Raw genomic sequence first — 14,440 nt, forward strand, 5'->3', positions numbered from 1 at the left:
GTTCCGTCAACTTTCGCAGGTTCAGGAGAGCTCGCATGATCACGCTTTACGGCTTTGGCACCGGTTTCGGCCTGCCGGAAATCAGCCCATTCGTCACCAAGACGGAGGTGCAGCTCAAGATGGCGGGACTGCCCTACCGGAAGGAGCGCGCGATGCCGCCCGCTTCGCCCAAGGGGCAGCTGCCTTTCATCGACGATAGCGGCGAGGCGGTGGCCGATTCCACCTTTATCCGCGCCCATATCGAGCGCCGCTACGGCTTCGATTTCGACGCCGGCCTGTCACTGGCCGAGCGCGCGCAGGCCTGGGCATTCGAGCGCATGATCGAGCATCACGTCTATTGGGCGCTGGTCGGCGCGCGCTGGGTCGATCCGGTCAACTTCGCCAAGGGCCCCTCGCATTTCTTCGACGGCGCACCGGAGCACAATCGCGAGAAGCTGCGCGAGGATGCGCAATTCCGCGTCGCCGAGAATTACCTGCTCTCCGGCCTCGGCCGCCACGGACCGGATGACGATGTCGATCTCGCGGTGCGCTCGCTGTTCGCGCTGTCGGTGCAGCTCGGCGACAAGTCCTATCTGATGGGCAACAAGCCCTGCGGCGTCGATGCCACCGCCTTCGGCGCGCTCGCCGGGATCCTGACGCCGTTCTTCGAATCCGGATTGCGGCAGCGGGCGGAAGGATTTGCGAACCTCACCGCCTATGTCGACCGCATGATGGACAGTTACTATCCGGAGTTCGCCTGGACCCCGCTGCGGCAGGCGGCTTGAAACTCGATGGGATGAGACCCGGCTTGCGCTCCGACAACGGTGCGTTCCCTCCCCCCTTGCGGGGGAGGGCTAGGGAGAGGGGTAGCCCAGGAAAAAGTGCCGGTTGTCGATGATGCGTCAAAGGCCGGGTGCACGACGGATGGAATCCCCGTGTGGCACCCCCCTCCCTGCCCTCCCCCGCAAGGGGGGAGGGAACGGAGAGAGCGGTGCTGTTGGCCGAACTCGATTCGATTTCACGCTGGACAATCTCAAAGCCAAAACAAAAGAGCCGGCCCATCAGGCCGGCTCTCGTCGTCTCGAAACTATGCTGCGTCTACTTCACCAGCATGTACTTGCCATTCTTCACCGTGAGCAGGATGCGCGAGCGCTGGTCGAGGCCGTAGCGGTCCTTTTCGGTGAAATTGTAGACGCCCTGGCTTGCGGCCAATTCCTTCTCGGACAGCAGCGCCTGGCGGATCGCTTCGCGGAATTCCGGCGTGCCGGGCTTGGCCGTCTTCAGCGCCACCGGGATGATGCGCTTGAGGATCTCGAACGCATCGTAAGAGTGACCGGCGAACTGGCTGCGGCTGTTCGGACCGTACTTGGCTTCATAGGCCGAGTTGAGCGCGAGGCCCGGCTTCTTGGTGGCGGCCTCGTCCGGCTGATCTTCCGGGTCCATCACCGGGCCCGAAGCCATCAGCACGCCTTCCGCGGCTTTGCCGGCGATGCGGATGAAGTCCATGCTGGCGGCGCCGTGGGTCTGGTAGATCAGGCCTTGATAGCCGCGCTCGCGCAGCTCGGTCTGCGGCAGCGCGGCCGCAGTGCCGGAAGCGCCGACCAGGATGGCGTCGGGATTGGCGGCGACGAGCTTGAGCACCTGTCCGGTCACCGACGTGTCGGGACGTGCGAAGCGCTCCTCGTCGGCCAAGGTCATGCCCATCGGCACGCCCTGGGCCTTGAAGTCGTTGAACCAGAGGTCGCCATAGCTGTCGGAATAGCCGATATAGCCGACCGTCTTCACGCCCTTCGACTTCATATGCTCGTACACAACCTTGCCCATGATCGGGATCGGCTGCGGCATCGACACCGACCATTTCGCGCGCTCCGGGGTGACCGGGAAGGGCGCAAGGCCGAAATGCGGGATGCCGGCTTCGTTGGCGACGTTCGAGACCGCAATCGTCGAAGGCGTAATCGATGAGCCCATGATGATGTCGGCCTTCGATTCGGTAACGAAGCGCCGCGCGTTGGTGGTGGCGGTGGTCGGATCGCCGCCGTCGTCGAGCACGATCACCTTCAGCGGCACGCCGCCGATCTCCTTCGGCACGAATTCCAGCGCGTTGCGTTCGGGAATGCCGAGCGCCGCGCCGGGACCCGTCGTGGTCACGCTGATGCCGATGGTAATGTCGCTGGTCTGGGCCAGTGCGGGCAGGGCCGGTAGCGCAAACGTCGCCGCAGCGATGGCGGCGGTCAGGTAAAAGCGTTTCATTTATTCCTCCCTTTACGTGTTTCTTTGAAAGCAGAATTCGGGGGGTAATTCAGCCCCCTCTTTTGGCGATGCGGCGATTTAGCTCCAGACCTAGCTCCCCGTGAATTTGGCTACCATTTCCGCCGGGAACGGTGCCGATTTCAGCTTCTCGGGGTTAACGGGATCGCGGCCGACCAGAACGCGGGTCTCGAAACCCTCGATCGCCAGCGCCTCGCCCTTGTAGACGTTGTGCTTCACCTCGAAGCTCGAGCGCTTGATGCTCTCGATCCTGGTTTCGATGGTGATCCAGTCGCCATAGGTCGAGGGGATGTAGAACTTGGCCCGCGTGTCGACCATGGGAATGCCGACCAGGCCGTATTTGCGGACCAGGTCCTGCTTGGAGAACCCGGCGACCTCGAACAGGGTCGAGGTCGAATCGTCGAACATGCCGAAATAGCGCGGGTAGTAGACGATGTTGGCGGGGTCGCAATCGCCCCACTGGATCTGTACGTCGCGCTGGTTCACGAACATGCGTCGCGTCCTATTTCGGCGCCATGCGCAGCGAGCCGTCGAGGCGCACCACTTCGCCGTTGAGGTACGAATTCTCGACCATGTGCAGCGCCAGCGCAGCGAACTCGTCGGCATGGCCGAGCCGGCGCGGGAAGGGGATCGCGGCGGCGAGCGAATCCTGCGCCTCCTGCGGCAGGTTGGCGAGCAGCGGGGTGAGGAACAGGCCGGGCGCGATGGTCAGCACGCGGACGCCGAACTGCGCCAGCTCGCGCGCGATCGGCAGCGTCATGCCGACGATGCCGCCCTTGGAGGCCGAATAGGCCGACTGCCCGATCTGGCCGTCATAGGCGGCCACGGACGCCGTGTTGATGATGACGCCGCGCTCGCCGGTCGCCTGCGGCTCGAGCTTGGACATCTCGGCCGCTGCAAGGCGCAGCATGTTGAAGGTGCCGATCAGATTGACCTTGATCACCTTGTCGAAATCGGCGAGCGCCATCGGGCCGTCGCGGCCGACCACGCGCTTGGCAACGCCAATGCCGGCGCAGTTGACCAGCACGCGGGCCGGGCCGTGGGCCTTCGTGGCCGCGGCGATCGCAGCTTCGGCGGAGGCGGCATCGGAGACGTCGCAGGCCACGGCCACGCCCTTGATCTCGGCGGCAACGGTCTCGGCGAGCTTGGCATTGAGGTCGAACACTGCGACCTTGGCGCCCTGCGCCGCCAGTTTTCGCGCGGTGGCAGCGCCGAGGCCCGATGCGCCGCCTGTGACGATGGCTGCCTGATCCTTCAACAACATGGCGTTCTCCTGGTGCGTGGTTTCTTAGCCGACCGATATCACACGGTCCGATGGATTGGCAGCGTAGAGCTCCTCGATCAATTCGGTGCGGTGCTCGAGCACGGCGCGCTGGTTGATCGAGCCCTTGTCGGTGACCTCGCCCTTGTCGATCGAGAGCGGCGAGTCCATCAAGATCGCGCGCGTGATCCGGGTCGAGGAGCCCGTGGCCTGGCCGAGGAAACGGGTCAGGCGCTCGCGAAAGGCTTCGCGGACCAGCCGGTCGCGCGTCGCGACGACGAGATCGTCGGTCGGCAGCGTCGGGTTGATCAGCCGGCAGCCGTCGAGATCGAGCACGACCAGCGCGGAGACCTCGTCGCGGTTGATGCCGGCGATGACGACGTCGCGCACCAGCGGGGCGCAGGCCGCCGTGAGACGCGCGCGCAGCGGGCCGACGCTGACCCAGGTGCCGCTGGCAAGCTTGAAGTCCTCGCCGACGCGGCCGTCGAAATCGAAGCCGGCGTTGAAATCGTCGGGGTCGGACGGCTTCAGCGCATCGCCGAGCTTGTAGAATCCCTCTTCGTCAAAGGACTTTGCGGTGATGTCGGGCTGGCGCCAGTAGCCGGGCATCACGTTCGGTCCCTTGCAGCGCACCTCGAGCTTGCCGTTGTTCGGCACCAGTTTTGCGTCATTGCCCGAGACGGGCAGGCCGACATGGCCGGAACGGCTGGTGCGCGGATTGACCGACATGAAGAACGGCGCGGTCTCGGTGGCGCCAAGGCCGGTCAGCATCGGCACGCGGTAGCCTTTTTCCTTCACCGCGAGCTCGTCGAGGCTGTTCCAGACGAACGGCGACAACGCCGCGCCCGAGAAGAACATCGCGTGCAGCCGGTCGAAGAACTTTGCGCGCAGGCCCTGGTCGTCGCGCAAATAAGGCAGCAGCGATTCATAACCCTTGGGCACGTTGAAATAGACCGTCGGCGAAATCTCCTGCAGATTGCGCACGGTCTCCTCGATGCCGCCGGGCATCGGCTTGCCGGCGTCCAGATACATCGAGCCGCCATTGTAGAGCGTCAGCCCGATATTGTGGTTGCCGCCAAAGGTGTGATTCCAGGGCAGCCAGTCGATGATGACGGGCGGCTCGTCCTTGAGGAAGGCGAGCGTCTCGCGCAGCATCACCTGGTTGGCGCAGATCATGCGCTGGGTGTTGATGACCGCCTTGGGATTGCCGGTCGAGCCCGAAGTCAGCAGGAACTTCGCGATCGTATCGGGGCCGATCCGGCCATGGACCTCGTCGAGATCGGCGCGGATCGGCGTCGCCATGAGGTCGGCGAGCGTGGTGACGTCGCGCCCGGGCACGCGGCCGTAGGACGCGGCGATCTCGGTGCCGAGCGTGACGTTGGCCGCGAGCGCGTCCGCGAACCTGTCGGCGTCCTCGGCGAAGACGAGGCCGGGCGTCAAGAGCTTCATCAGGTAGGACAGCTTGCCGTAATCCTTCGACACCAGCGAATAGGCCGGCGACACCGGGCAGAACGGGATGCCGGCATAGTAGGCGCCGAACGCGAGCAAGGCGTGGTCGATCGAATTGCCGGAGAGGATGACGACCGGCCGCTCCGCCGACAGGCCGCGCGCGATCAGCGCGGAGGCGATGTGGCGGCTCGCGGCGAGCAGCTCGGCATAGGTGATCTTGCGCCAGAAGCGGCCGCCTTCGCGCTCGGCCATGAAGATTCGGTCCGGCGTCGTGTTCGCCCAATGATGCAGGCGGTCGGTGAGGCGGACGGGAAAGTCGCCGAGCGGCTGTTTGGGCCGCAGGTAAATCGTGCCGTCGTCGCGGCGCTCGATGTCGACGACGGGATCGCCGAACGAAATGGGCCGCAGCGGGAAAGTGCTCGCGCCGCGCTCCATGCTGGAAGAGGACGGCTGCGCACTCATGATTTCGGCTTCACCTTTGCGGTCTTGTGCTCGAGGAATTCGCGAATCCTGCGCTTGGCTTCCTTGTCGCTCTGCGCGACCGTCGCCATCAGCGATTCCATGAGGAGGCCGGCCTGCGGATTGGCCTCCGCGATCATCGGCAACGCCTGGAGCACGGCGAAATTCGTCAGCGGCGCGTTGGAGGCGACCTTGGTCGCAAGCTCCAGCGCCTTGCCGAGGCCGTTGCCGGCTTCCGTCACATATTGCGCGAAGCCGTAGGAAGCGCCTTCGGTCGCGCTATAGACGCGGCCCGTCAGCATCATGTCCATCATCCTGGCGACGCCGATCAGGCGCGGCAGGCGCACCGAGCCGCCGCCGCCGACGAAGATGCCGCGCTGCCCCTCCGGCAGGGCGAAATAGGTCGAGGGCTCGGCGACACGGATATGCGCCGCGCAGGCGAGTTCCAGCCCGCCGCCGATTACCGCGCCCCTGAGCGCCGCGATGACGGGCACGCGGCTGTACTGGATGCGGTCGAACACCCGGTGCCACATCTGGGAGTGGAGAAGGCCGCCGGTGGCGTCGTGATCCTGCAGTTCGGACAGGTCGAGGCCGGAGGAGAAATGGTCGCCGATACCGTGGATCACGACCGCGCCGATATCCTCGGGCAGGGACGCAAAACATTCGCCGATTTCCAGGATGATGCCGTCGTTCAGCGCATTGCGCTTGGCCGGCCGGTTCAGACCCACGGTCAGGACCCGGTCCGCCCGCTCGATCCTCAAAAGCCCGGAGGCGCCCGCCTCGGCGGTCTCGGCGTTTCCCTGTGTCATTTGCGTCCTTGTCAGAATAGTTATGTTGTATAACGAATTCCGGGGGAGTCAAGAAGCTCCATCCTCGCAGTCGCGAGGGTGAACCGTCAGGCAATCGGTGCCACACGAGCGCAAGATGCGGAAATGCTTCAGGCGGCTTCAGTCATCAGCTTTTTTGCGGCCTGGGCAAGCAGGCCCGATCGTGTGTAGCCGTGGGCTTCAGCGTACTTATCGATCTGCTCCAGGACGTCACCGGGCAACGTGACATTGACGCGTACGATCTTGGGCTGGCCATCTTTCACCGACACGAGAATGGCGACGCCGGAGCGGTTCGTGGGATCCGACATGATGTCTTCGAGCGACGAAGGCTCGGGAATGGCCTCGCCGTCTTCTTCCAACCCTTCAAGATGAAACGCCAGCGCTTCTTCAGCCATGTCCCGCGCTTCATCCAGGGTGGTCCCTGCAGTCACAACGCCGGGCAGGTCAGGAAACGACACGCCGAAATCGCTGTCGGCATCCTTATGGATAAGACCAATATAGTGACGCATGGCGCTTACCTCAGTTTCAGTCCTGATTGCTGTTCAATGCTCTTCAACGTTCCGAGCGCGATGTCTCGCTTCGGATGAGGGACCGTCACGCGGCCCTTTTTGGTCGGATGACTGAACTGGACGTGGCTGCCCTTCTGAGCCACTTGCACCCAGCCATCGCTGTGAAGGGCCGAGATAATGTCTCGACTATTCATGGTGTGTATTTATACACACTGTAGTGGCGGCGGTCAATGGGGCCTTACATCACCTGATGCACGTCGATCACCACCCGATCAGCATGCCGCGCGGCCGAGCCGACGAAAATGCGCTCCATCAGCCAGCGATACTTCTCATGCCCGGTCTCGAATTTCGGCACGGTGCGGAAATAGATCTGCTTCGGGTCCACCGGCTCGCCGCGCTTGAGTTTTTGCAGCAGCTCGACCGGGCCGAAGCGCATGCCCTTGTTCTCGACATAGACGACGGCGCCGTCGTCGGTCTCGAAGGCGTATTTCGCCTCGAGGTCGATCAGCTCGTTGGGGCGGATGGTCTGGAAATCGGCGCCGAACGGCAGCACCTTTCCGGTGATCGATCCCGTCACCTTGCCGCCGAGGATCGGAATGATGCGGCGAACGCCGATACCGGTCTCTCCGGCAGTGACGACGTCGCCGATTTTCGCGGTGATGGTGAAGACGTATCTGGTGTCGAGCGTGGGTGTGGTCATCGCTTCACCTCCTTATTGCGCCATCATCCGGGTCGGCAGCCAGGTCGCCAGCAGCGGGAAGGCGATCAGGATCACGAGGCGCACCAGGTCCGTCGCCACGAACGGGATCACGCCCTTGAAGATGGTGGAGAAGGAGACGTCCTTCACCACGCTTTTTATGACAAAGACGTTCATGCCGACCGGCGGATGGATCAGGCCGAGCTCGACCGTCATCACGATGATGACGCCGAACCAGATCGGATCAAATCCAAGATGCGTGATCACGGGGAAGATGATCGGCACGGTGAGGATGATCATCGCCATGGCGTCCATCAGGCAGCCGAGCACGAGATACATCACCATGATCAGCGCCAGCACCCCGTAGGGGCCGAGGCCGAGGCCGGTGAGGAATTCGGTGACCTTCTGCGGTGTCTGCGTCACCGTGAGGAAGTAGCCGAAGATCAGGGCACCGATCAGCACGGTGAACACCGCTGCCGCGGTGCGCGTCGCCTGCAGCAGCGACGCCAGGATCTTCTCGCGGTCGAGCCGGCCCGTCACCACGCCGATGATGAAGGCGCCGGCGGCGCCGACGCCGCCGGCTTCCGTCGGCGTGAAGCGCGGCAGGAAGGGCAGGCCGTAGAGGCCGCCGATGACGAACACGAACAGCAGCACCGGTGCCCAGATGTCCTTCAATCCGGCGAATCGCTCGCGCCACGGCAGCACCTTGCCCTTGGGCAGGAAGTCCGGCCGGAAATAGCCGATCAGGAAGATCGTGATCATGTACATGCTCATCGCCAGCAGGCCCGGGATGATGCCTGCGATGAACAGTTTTCCGATGTCCTGCTCGGTGATGATGCCGTAGACCGCGAGCACTGTGGAGGGCGGCAGCATCGCCCCCAGCGTGCCGCCGGCGGCGATCACGCCCGTGGCGAACGACTGCGGATAGCCGAAGCGGCGCATCTCGGGATAAGCGACCGCGGAGAACGTCGCGGCGGTCGCGACCGACGAGCCGCAGATCGCGGCAAAGCCGCCGCAGGCGCCGACGGTGGCGATGCCGAGCCCGCCGCGCAAATGTCCGACGAAACCGTTGGCGGCGCGGAACAGCTCGCGGCTCATGCCGGAATTGCTGACGAACGAGCCCATCAGCAGAAACATCGGGATTACGCCGAACGTGTAGTCGGTGACCGTGCGCATCGAGGTCTGGCCGACCAGCTTCAGCGCCGGCGTGGCGCCGACCAGATAGGAGAAACCGGACACGCCGACGAGGCCCATGGCCATGCCGACGGGCACGCGCAGCAGCATCAGGACGAAGAGGGAAACGAAGCCGAGAACGGCGACGGCATCGGTGCTCATGATTACTCCGTTGCCTTCAGCTTGGGGTCGTGCATGTCTTCGGGATGGAAGATCAACCGGTAGGTGCGGATCGCGATCAGCAGCACGGCGGAGACGTCGCCGATCCAGGCGACCGCGAAGAACGGCCAGGTCGGCATGTGCATGTCGAAGGTCTGGACGTTGTCGTTGTAGGTGCCGCGTACCTTGTCGAATAGCGTCCAGGTCTGCACGGTGACCACGAACAGCAGCACCAGCGTCGCGAACACGTCGATCCAGCGCTGATGGCGCGGCCCGACATTGCCCCAGACGAGGTCGACCGTGATGTGGGTGCCGCGATAGGAGGTGGCGGCGATGCCCCAGAAGATCAGGATGCCGAGCAGCATGCGGCCGATGTCGAAGCTGTCGGGGATCGCGTAGTTCAGCGTGTTGCGCAGCAGCACCGACAGGAAAATGTCGAGCGCGACGATGCCGACGAAGCCGGCCGCGATCCATTCGATCGTGTCGATCACGCGATCCATCCAGGAGCGCTTCATGCGGGAAGAGTCCTATCTAAATTCAGCGACGTTGGGTTCAGCTGTTACCGCGCCGGAGGTGCGCTCCCTCTCCGCTCGCGGGGGGAGGGCTGGGGTGGGGTGCATCCGCAATGAACAATCCCAAAGCGGAGAGAGCCACCACCCGGCGCTTCGCGCCGACCTCACCCGCAAGCGGGAGAGGTGCGGCGAGTGTGTGGCTGCAGCCGGGCGTCACTCCGCCAGCGCGTTGTACTTCTTCAGCGAAGCCTTGAGCTCCGCGAGCGCGGCGTCGGGATCGGCGCCGGCCTTCTTGGCGCCGTCGGACCAGGTCTTGACCAGCGGCTCGGCCGCCTTCTTCCAGGCGGCGGTCTGCTCGCCCGTCAGCTTGTAGACCTCGTGGCCTGCTTCCGCCTTCACCTTGTCGACGCCGGCATCCTCGAACTTGCCCCAGTGCTCGCCGACCACGCCGGCCATTTCGGTCGAGCAGTTCTTGTCGATCGCGGCCTTCTGCTTGTCGGACATCGCATTGTATTTGTCCTTGTTCATCACGAACACGAAGGTCGTGGTGTAGAGCGGCGCGTCCATGTGGTACTTCGTCACCTTGTCGATGCCGAACAGCACCAGCGAGCCCCAGGGGAAGGTGACCGCATCGGCAACGCCGCGCTCGATGATGTCGCGCACTTCGGGTGCGGACGACTGCACATTGGTGCCGCCGAGCGAAGTGACGAAATTCGCCATGGTGGCATGGGCCGGGCGGACCTTCATGCCCTTCACGTCCTCCGGCATCACGATCTTCTTGGTCTTGGAATGGAAGGAGGAGGGCGAGTGGACGAAGGCTAGGCAGTACTTGACGTCCTTCATCTCCTTCTCGGCGTATTTGCGGTACCAGGCGTCCAGGCCCATCGAGCCGCCCTTGGCGTCGGAGATCAGGAACGGCAGCTCGCCGGCGCCGATGATCGGGAAGCGGCCGGGCTGGTAGCCGGGATTGACATAGGTGACGTCGGCGATGCCGTCGCGCGCCATGTCGTAATGGTCGAAGGCCTTGCCCATCTGCTGGGCCGGAAACACCTTGCCCTTGATCGTGCCGCCGGAATCCTTCTCGACCGCGGCCGCCCAGTCTTCCAGCGATTTCTGCAGCGGATGCGAGGCCGGCACCCAATGCGAGATCTTCAAATCGAAGGTCTTGTCCTGCGCGAACGCAGGCGTCACGCTTGCTGCCAGCAGCAAAGCCAGACAGGCTTTTCTCATCACGCGTCTCTCCCTGTTTCGACGGCGGGCTTCGATGGCCCGGTCTCTTTAATTAACATGTTATCTAATTCGCCGGCGCGTTCAAGCCGGAACTGACGCGGCGTGCCGCCGCGCTGTCTACGTCAGCCATGTTGCATGGATTTGTCGCGATGCGGCGACGCGCTCTCCCCTTTTGCCCAACCGTTATATGATATAATTATCGTGCGCGGACGATCGCGACAAGCGACCGTGACGAACCCTACAGGATCGGAAGGAGCAAGTATTGCGGACAAAAGTCGCAATCATCGGGGCCGGGCCGGCCGGATTGTTGCTTGGGCAACTTCTGCACCAATACGGCATCGATAACGTCATTCTGGAGCGGCAGAGCCCTGATTACGTGCTGGGCCGCATCCGCGCCGGGCTCCTGGAGGAAGGAACAGTCGCGCTGCTCGACCAGGTCGGCGCCGGTGCACGCGCGCATGCCGAAGGCCTGCCGCATGAGGGCATCGAGCTCGCCTTTTCCGGCCGCCGTCACCGCATCGACATGAAGGCCGCGACCGGCAAGACCGTCATGATCTACGGCCAGACCGAGGTCACGCTCGACCTGATGAATGCGCGGAAGGCGGCCGGCCTGACTACCGTCTACGAGGCCAGGGACGTGCAGCCGCATGATTTCGACGGCAGTCACCCGCGCGTAACCTACGTGAAGGATGGCGTTGCCCACGCGATCGATTGCGACTTCATCGCCGGCTGCGACGGCTTTCACGGCGTCAGCCGCGCCAGCGTGCCGGCTTCGGCGATCGAGGAGTTCGAGCGGATTTACCCGTTCGGCTGGCTCGGTATTCTCTCGGATACGCCGCCGGTCAGTCACGAGCTGATCTATTCCAACCACGCCCGCGGCTTTGCGCTCTGCACCATGCGCTCGATGAAGCGCAGCCGGCATTACGTGCAGTGCTCGCTCGACGACCACGTCGACCAGTGGCCGGACGATCGCTTCTGGGACGAATTGAAGCGCCGGCTCGACCAGGAGGCGGCCGACAGCCTGATCACGGGCCCCTCGATCGAGAAGAGCATTGCGCCGCTGCGCAGCTTCGTCGCCGAGCCGATGCGCTTCGGCAGGATGTTCCTGTGCGGGGACGCCGCCCATATCGTGCCGCCGACCGGCGCCAAGGGGCTGAACCTCGCCGCGAGCGACGCGCATTATTTGTCGAGCGCACTTCGCGAGTTCTACGACGAGAAGTCCAATGCCGGGATCGATGCCTATTCCGCCAGGGCGCTGGCACGGGTCTGGAAGGCCGTGCGTTTCTCCTGGTGGATGACCTCGATGCTGCACAAATTCCCCGACACCGGCACCATCGGCGCGCGGATCCAGCTCGCCGAGCTCGACTACGTCACGCAATCGCAGGCCGCGATGACGTCGCTGTCGGAGAATTACGTGGGGCTGCCGTTCTAGGACGATGCCGTAGCGAGGTCATAGGGTGGGTTAGCCTCGCGAATGCGTGAAGCGCAGTTCGCTGGGCGTAACCCGCCACTTCTGCTGCCGCGGACACCAAACAGGTGAGTTACGCCTTCGGCGAACCCACGCTGCGGCACAGCCCGTTTCAAACACCCGCGCAAATTCCGTTTAAAACTTTGTAGGCGGTGAAACCGTCATCCACATCGCGTTCAATGGCCGCAGCCACCAACGCGAGACAGCCATGACCTCCACCGACATCCCCGCCGGCTTCGAGCCGCATTTCCGCACGGCGCCGCTCACCGATCCGTGGGAGCCACTCTATTCCAAAAAGACCGACAAGGGCGTCACCGTGGGATTGCGGCTGGCGACGCCGCACACCAATGCGCGTGGGCTGATCCATGGCGGCCTGATTGCGGCGCTGGCCGATGCGGCCATGGGCTATAGCTGCGCGCAGGCGACGGGATGGACGACGTCGTTCGTCACGATCTCGCTGTCGGTCGACTACGTCGGTGCGGGCGAAATCGGCCAATGGCTCGCGATCGAGGGTGAGGCGATCAAGACCGGCTCTACGATCTGCTTCGCGCAGAGCCTGGCGAAGGCGGACGACACCGTGATCGCGCGCGCCAGCGGCACGTTTCGGGTGGTGCCGAAGAAGGCGTGAACCTACCCAAATCTCCACTCCGTCGTCTCCACCACGAGATCGACGAAGGCGCGCACCTTGGCCGAGAGCAGGCGCGAGGTCGGATAGACGATGTGGATCGGCAGCGCCGGCTGCTCGTATTTCGCCAGCACGATTCTGAGCCGCCCGCGCCGCAGGCCCTCGGCGGCCTGATAGGCCAGCACGCGCGTCACGCCGCCGCCGGCCTCGGCATATTGCAGGGCGGCGTCGGCGCTGTTGCTGGCGAAGCGCGGGTTCGGCGTCACCTCGATGTCGCGGCCGTCCTGCACGAAGCGCCAGTTCGCGGATGAACCGAATGCGATGGTCTGGTGCGTGAGCAACGCCTCCGGCGTCTTCGGTTCGCCATGGCGCTTCAGATAGCCCGGGGTCGCCACGACGATCCGCCGCATCTCGCCGACCTGGCGCGCCACCAGCGTGGAATCGGCGAGATGGCCGATCCGCACCGCGACGTCAACGGCGTCTTCAACCAGATTGACGAGGTTATCGGACAGCCTGAGTTCGCAGGCGACCTCGGGATAGCGCTTGAGATAGGCGGTCATCACCGGCCCGACATGGAGCCGGCCGAAGCCGACCGGCGCCGACACCACGAGCCGTCCACTCGGCCGGTTGCGCTCCTCCCGCGCCGAGCCGTCGGCCTCCTCGACGTCGGCAAGGATACGCCGGGCGCGTTCCAGATAGCGCGTGCCGACGTCGGTCAGCCTGACCTGGCGGGTGGTCCGCTGCAGCAGCCGCGCGCCGAGATGCTCCTCCAGCGCCGCGATCAGTCGCGTCACCGCCGAGGGCGACAGCCGCAACTTGCGCGCCGCCGGGGCAAAGCCGCGCAGATCGGCGACGGTGACGAAGACATGCATGGCTTCGAGACGGTCCATCCTATTATTGCATATATTGCAATTATGAAGTGTCAATCGGAATGATTGTTTTAGCCGATGGAAGGTCCATTTTTTATGGCGAAAGACGCAGCAACGCGCCGGAATTTTCAGGAGATGTTCCGATGACCGCAGCCCACACATACGCCAGCGACGTGGCCTTCACGCCGGCAGTCAAGTCGATCCAGACCCGTAAGGGCTCGCGCGAGGCCTATGCCCGCGCCGAGCAGCACGGCTGGCGCACTGAGGTCGACGATAAGCTGGCCGGCTTCCTCGCCGAGGCCAACAGCTTCTATTTCGCCACCGCGTCAGCCGACGGCCAGCCCTATATTCAGCATCGCGGCGGACCGAAAGGGTTCCTCAAGGTGCTGGACAAACAGACGCTCGCCTTTGCCGATTACGCCGGCAACCAGCAGTTCATCACGCAAGGCAATCTGACGGAGAATCCCAAGGCGTATATATTTGTCATGGACTATGCCCACCGTCGCCGGGTGAAGATCTGGGGCGAAGCGCATGTGGTCGAGGACGACGCGGCGCTGACGCAGTCCCTTATGCCGAAAGGCTACCGGGCGCGGCCCGAGCAGGTGATCCTGTTCAAGATCGCAGCGTGGGACACCAACTGCCCGCAGCACATTCCGCAGAAGTTCGATGCAACGGATGTGGCGACCGCGCTGGCGGCAAGAGATCAGCGGATCGCGGAGCTGGAAGCGGAGGTCGAGGCGCTGAAGGGGGAGGCGAGCTCACCATCCAACGAAAACTGAATCGGCGTGTACGGTGCACTCTCTCCCCTTGCGGGAGAGGGTGGATTCGATGCATTGCATCGAAGCCGGGTGAGGGGTTTCGATCCTCACGAGCGGTTTTGCGAGTTGAGAGAACCCCTCATCCGGCGCTTCGCGCCACCTTCTCCCGCAAGGGGAGAAGGGAAGTGGAGCGGGCG

At 64.0% G+C, this 14,440-nt stretch carries 16 protein-coding genes; 4 read left to right on the forward strand and 12 right to left on the reverse strand.

What is annotated here, in order from left to right; translation table 11 throughout:
- Positions 1-35: 35 nt before the first annotated feature.
- Complete coding sequence (locus tag OC450_RS15825; RefSeq protein WP_262048249.1) at positions 36-764, forward strand: glutathione S-transferase family protein; 729 nt, start codon at positions 36-38, stop codon at positions 762-764.
- Positions 765-1,077: 313 nt separating this feature from the next.
- Here OC450_RS15825 and OC450_RS15830 read toward each other — a convergent pair whose 3' ends face one another.
- The 11 genes from OC450_RS15830 to OC450_RS15880 form a co-directional block, all read right to left on the reverse strand.
- Positions 1,078-2,229 carry an ABC transporter substrate-binding protein gene (locus tag OC450_RS15830; RefSeq protein ID WP_211382009.1) on the reverse strand — a complete coding sequence of 384 codons (1,152 nt, stop codon included), beginning with the start codon at positions 2,227-2,229 and terminating at the stop codon, positions 1,078-1,080.
- A 90-nt stretch (positions 2,230-2,319) separates the two neighbouring features.
- On the reverse strand, positions 2,320-2,739 hold the full coding sequence (locus OC450_RS15835) for an acyl-CoA thioesterase (protein WP_211382010.1): 420 nt from the start codon (positions 2,737-2,739) through the stop codon (positions 2,320-2,322).
- A gap of 10 nt (positions 2,740-2,749) precedes the next feature.
- Entirely contained in the window at positions 2,750-3,511 is a 762-nt protein-coding gene (locus OC450_RS15840) for an SDR family NAD(P)-dependent oxidoreductase (RefSeq protein ID WP_262048250.1), read from the reverse strand.
- Positions 3,512-3,535: 24 nt separating this feature from the next.
- Positions 3,536-5,419, reverse strand: a complete 1,884-nt coding sequence (locus OC450_RS15845; protein WP_211382012.1) for a feruloyl-CoA synthase — start codon at positions 5,417-5,419, stop codon at positions 3,536-3,538.
- On the reverse strand, positions 5,416-6,225 hold the full coding sequence (locus OC450_RS15850) for a crotonase/enoyl-CoA hydratase family protein (protein ID WP_211382013.1): 810 nt from the start codon (positions 6,223-6,225) through the stop codon (positions 5,416-5,418). Before OC450_RS15850 ends, OC450_RS15845 begins: the two co-directional genes overlap by 4 nt.
- Positions 6,226-6,353: 128 nt before the next feature.
- Positions 6,354-6,752: a type II toxin-antitoxin system HicB family antitoxin gene (locus tag OC450_RS15855; protein WP_211382014.1), complete on the reverse strand. Its 399-nt coding sequence runs from the start codon at positions 6,750-6,752 to the stop codon at positions 6,354-6,356.
- A 5-nt stretch (positions 6,753-6,757) separates the two neighbouring features.
- Positions 6,758-6,946: a type II toxin-antitoxin system HicA family toxin gene (locus OC450_RS15860; protein ID WP_211382015.1), complete on the reverse strand. Its 189-nt coding sequence runs from the start codon at positions 6,944-6,946 to the stop codon at positions 6,758-6,760.
- Positions 6,947-6,990: 44 nt separating this feature from the next.
- Positions 6,991-7,452, reverse strand: a complete 462-nt coding sequence (locus tag OC450_RS15865; protein WP_211382016.1) for a DUF3237 domain-containing protein — start codon at positions 7,450-7,452, stop codon at positions 6,991-6,993.
- A 12-nt stretch (positions 7,453-7,464) separates the two neighbouring features.
- A complete protein-coding gene (locus OC450_RS15870) occupies positions 7,465-8,784 on the reverse strand; it encodes a TRAP transporter large permease (protein WP_211382017.1) in 1,320 nt (439 codons plus the stop codon).
- A 2-nt stretch (positions 8,785-8,786) separates the two neighbouring features.
- Complete coding sequence (locus OC450_RS15875) at positions 8,787-9,296, reverse strand: TRAP transporter small permease (protein ID WP_211382018.1); 510 nt, start codon at positions 9,294-9,296, stop codon at positions 8,787-8,789.
- A gap of 210 nt (positions 9,297-9,506) precedes the next feature.
- Positions 9,507-10,523 (reverse strand): TRAP transporter substrate-binding protein, encoded by a 1,017-nt coding sequence (locus tag OC450_RS15880; RefSeq protein WP_211382019.1) that lies wholly within the window; start codon positions 10,521-10,523, stop codon positions 9,507-9,509.
- Positions 10,524-10,785: 262 nt separating this feature from the next.
- Here OC450_RS15880 and pobA point away from each other — a divergent pair, with 262 nt between their 5' ends.
- Both pobA and OC450_RS15890 read left to right on the forward strand, forming a co-directional pair.
- Positions 10,786-11,955, forward strand: a complete 1,170-nt coding sequence (pobA, locus tag OC450_RS15885) for a 4-hydroxybenzoate 3-monooxygenase (RefSeq protein WP_262048251.1) — start codon at positions 10,786-10,788, stop codon at positions 11,953-11,955.
- Positions 11,956-12,199: 244 nt separating this feature from the next.
- Positions 12,200-12,619, forward strand: coding sequence for a PaaI family thioesterase (locus tag OC450_RS15890; RefSeq protein WP_262048252.1), 420 nt, complete (start codon positions 12,200-12,202; stop codon positions 12,617-12,619).
- Positions 12,620-12,621: 2 nt separating this feature from the next.
- On the opposite strand, the gene OC450_RS15895 is transcribed toward OC450_RS15890, so the two are convergent.
- Positions 12,622-13,506 carry a LysR family transcriptional regulator gene (locus OC450_RS15895; RefSeq protein WP_256805616.1) on the reverse strand — a complete coding sequence of 295 codons (885 nt, stop codon included), beginning with the start codon at positions 13,504-13,506 and terminating at the stop codon, positions 12,622-12,624.
- Positions 13,507-13,628: 122 nt separating this feature from the next.
- On the opposite strand from OC450_RS15895, the gene OC450_RS15900 reads away from it, so the two are divergent.
- The gene (locus OC450_RS15900; protein WP_262048311.1) at positions 13,629-14,264 is read left to right on the forward strand and encodes a pyridoxamine 5'-phosphate oxidase family protein; all 636 of its coding nucleotides are present in this window, start codon (positions 13,629-13,631) and stop codon (positions 14,262-14,264) included.
- Positions 14,265-14,440 lie beyond the last annotated feature (176 nt).

Origin of the sequence: Bradyrhizobium sp. Bra78 (assembly GCF_024519855.1) — a bacterium.
In the GTDB taxonomy this organism is placed as follows: domain Bacteria; phylum Pseudomonadota; class Alphaproteobacteria; order Rhizobiales; family Xanthobacteraceae; genus Bradyrhizobium; species Bradyrhizobium japonicum_G.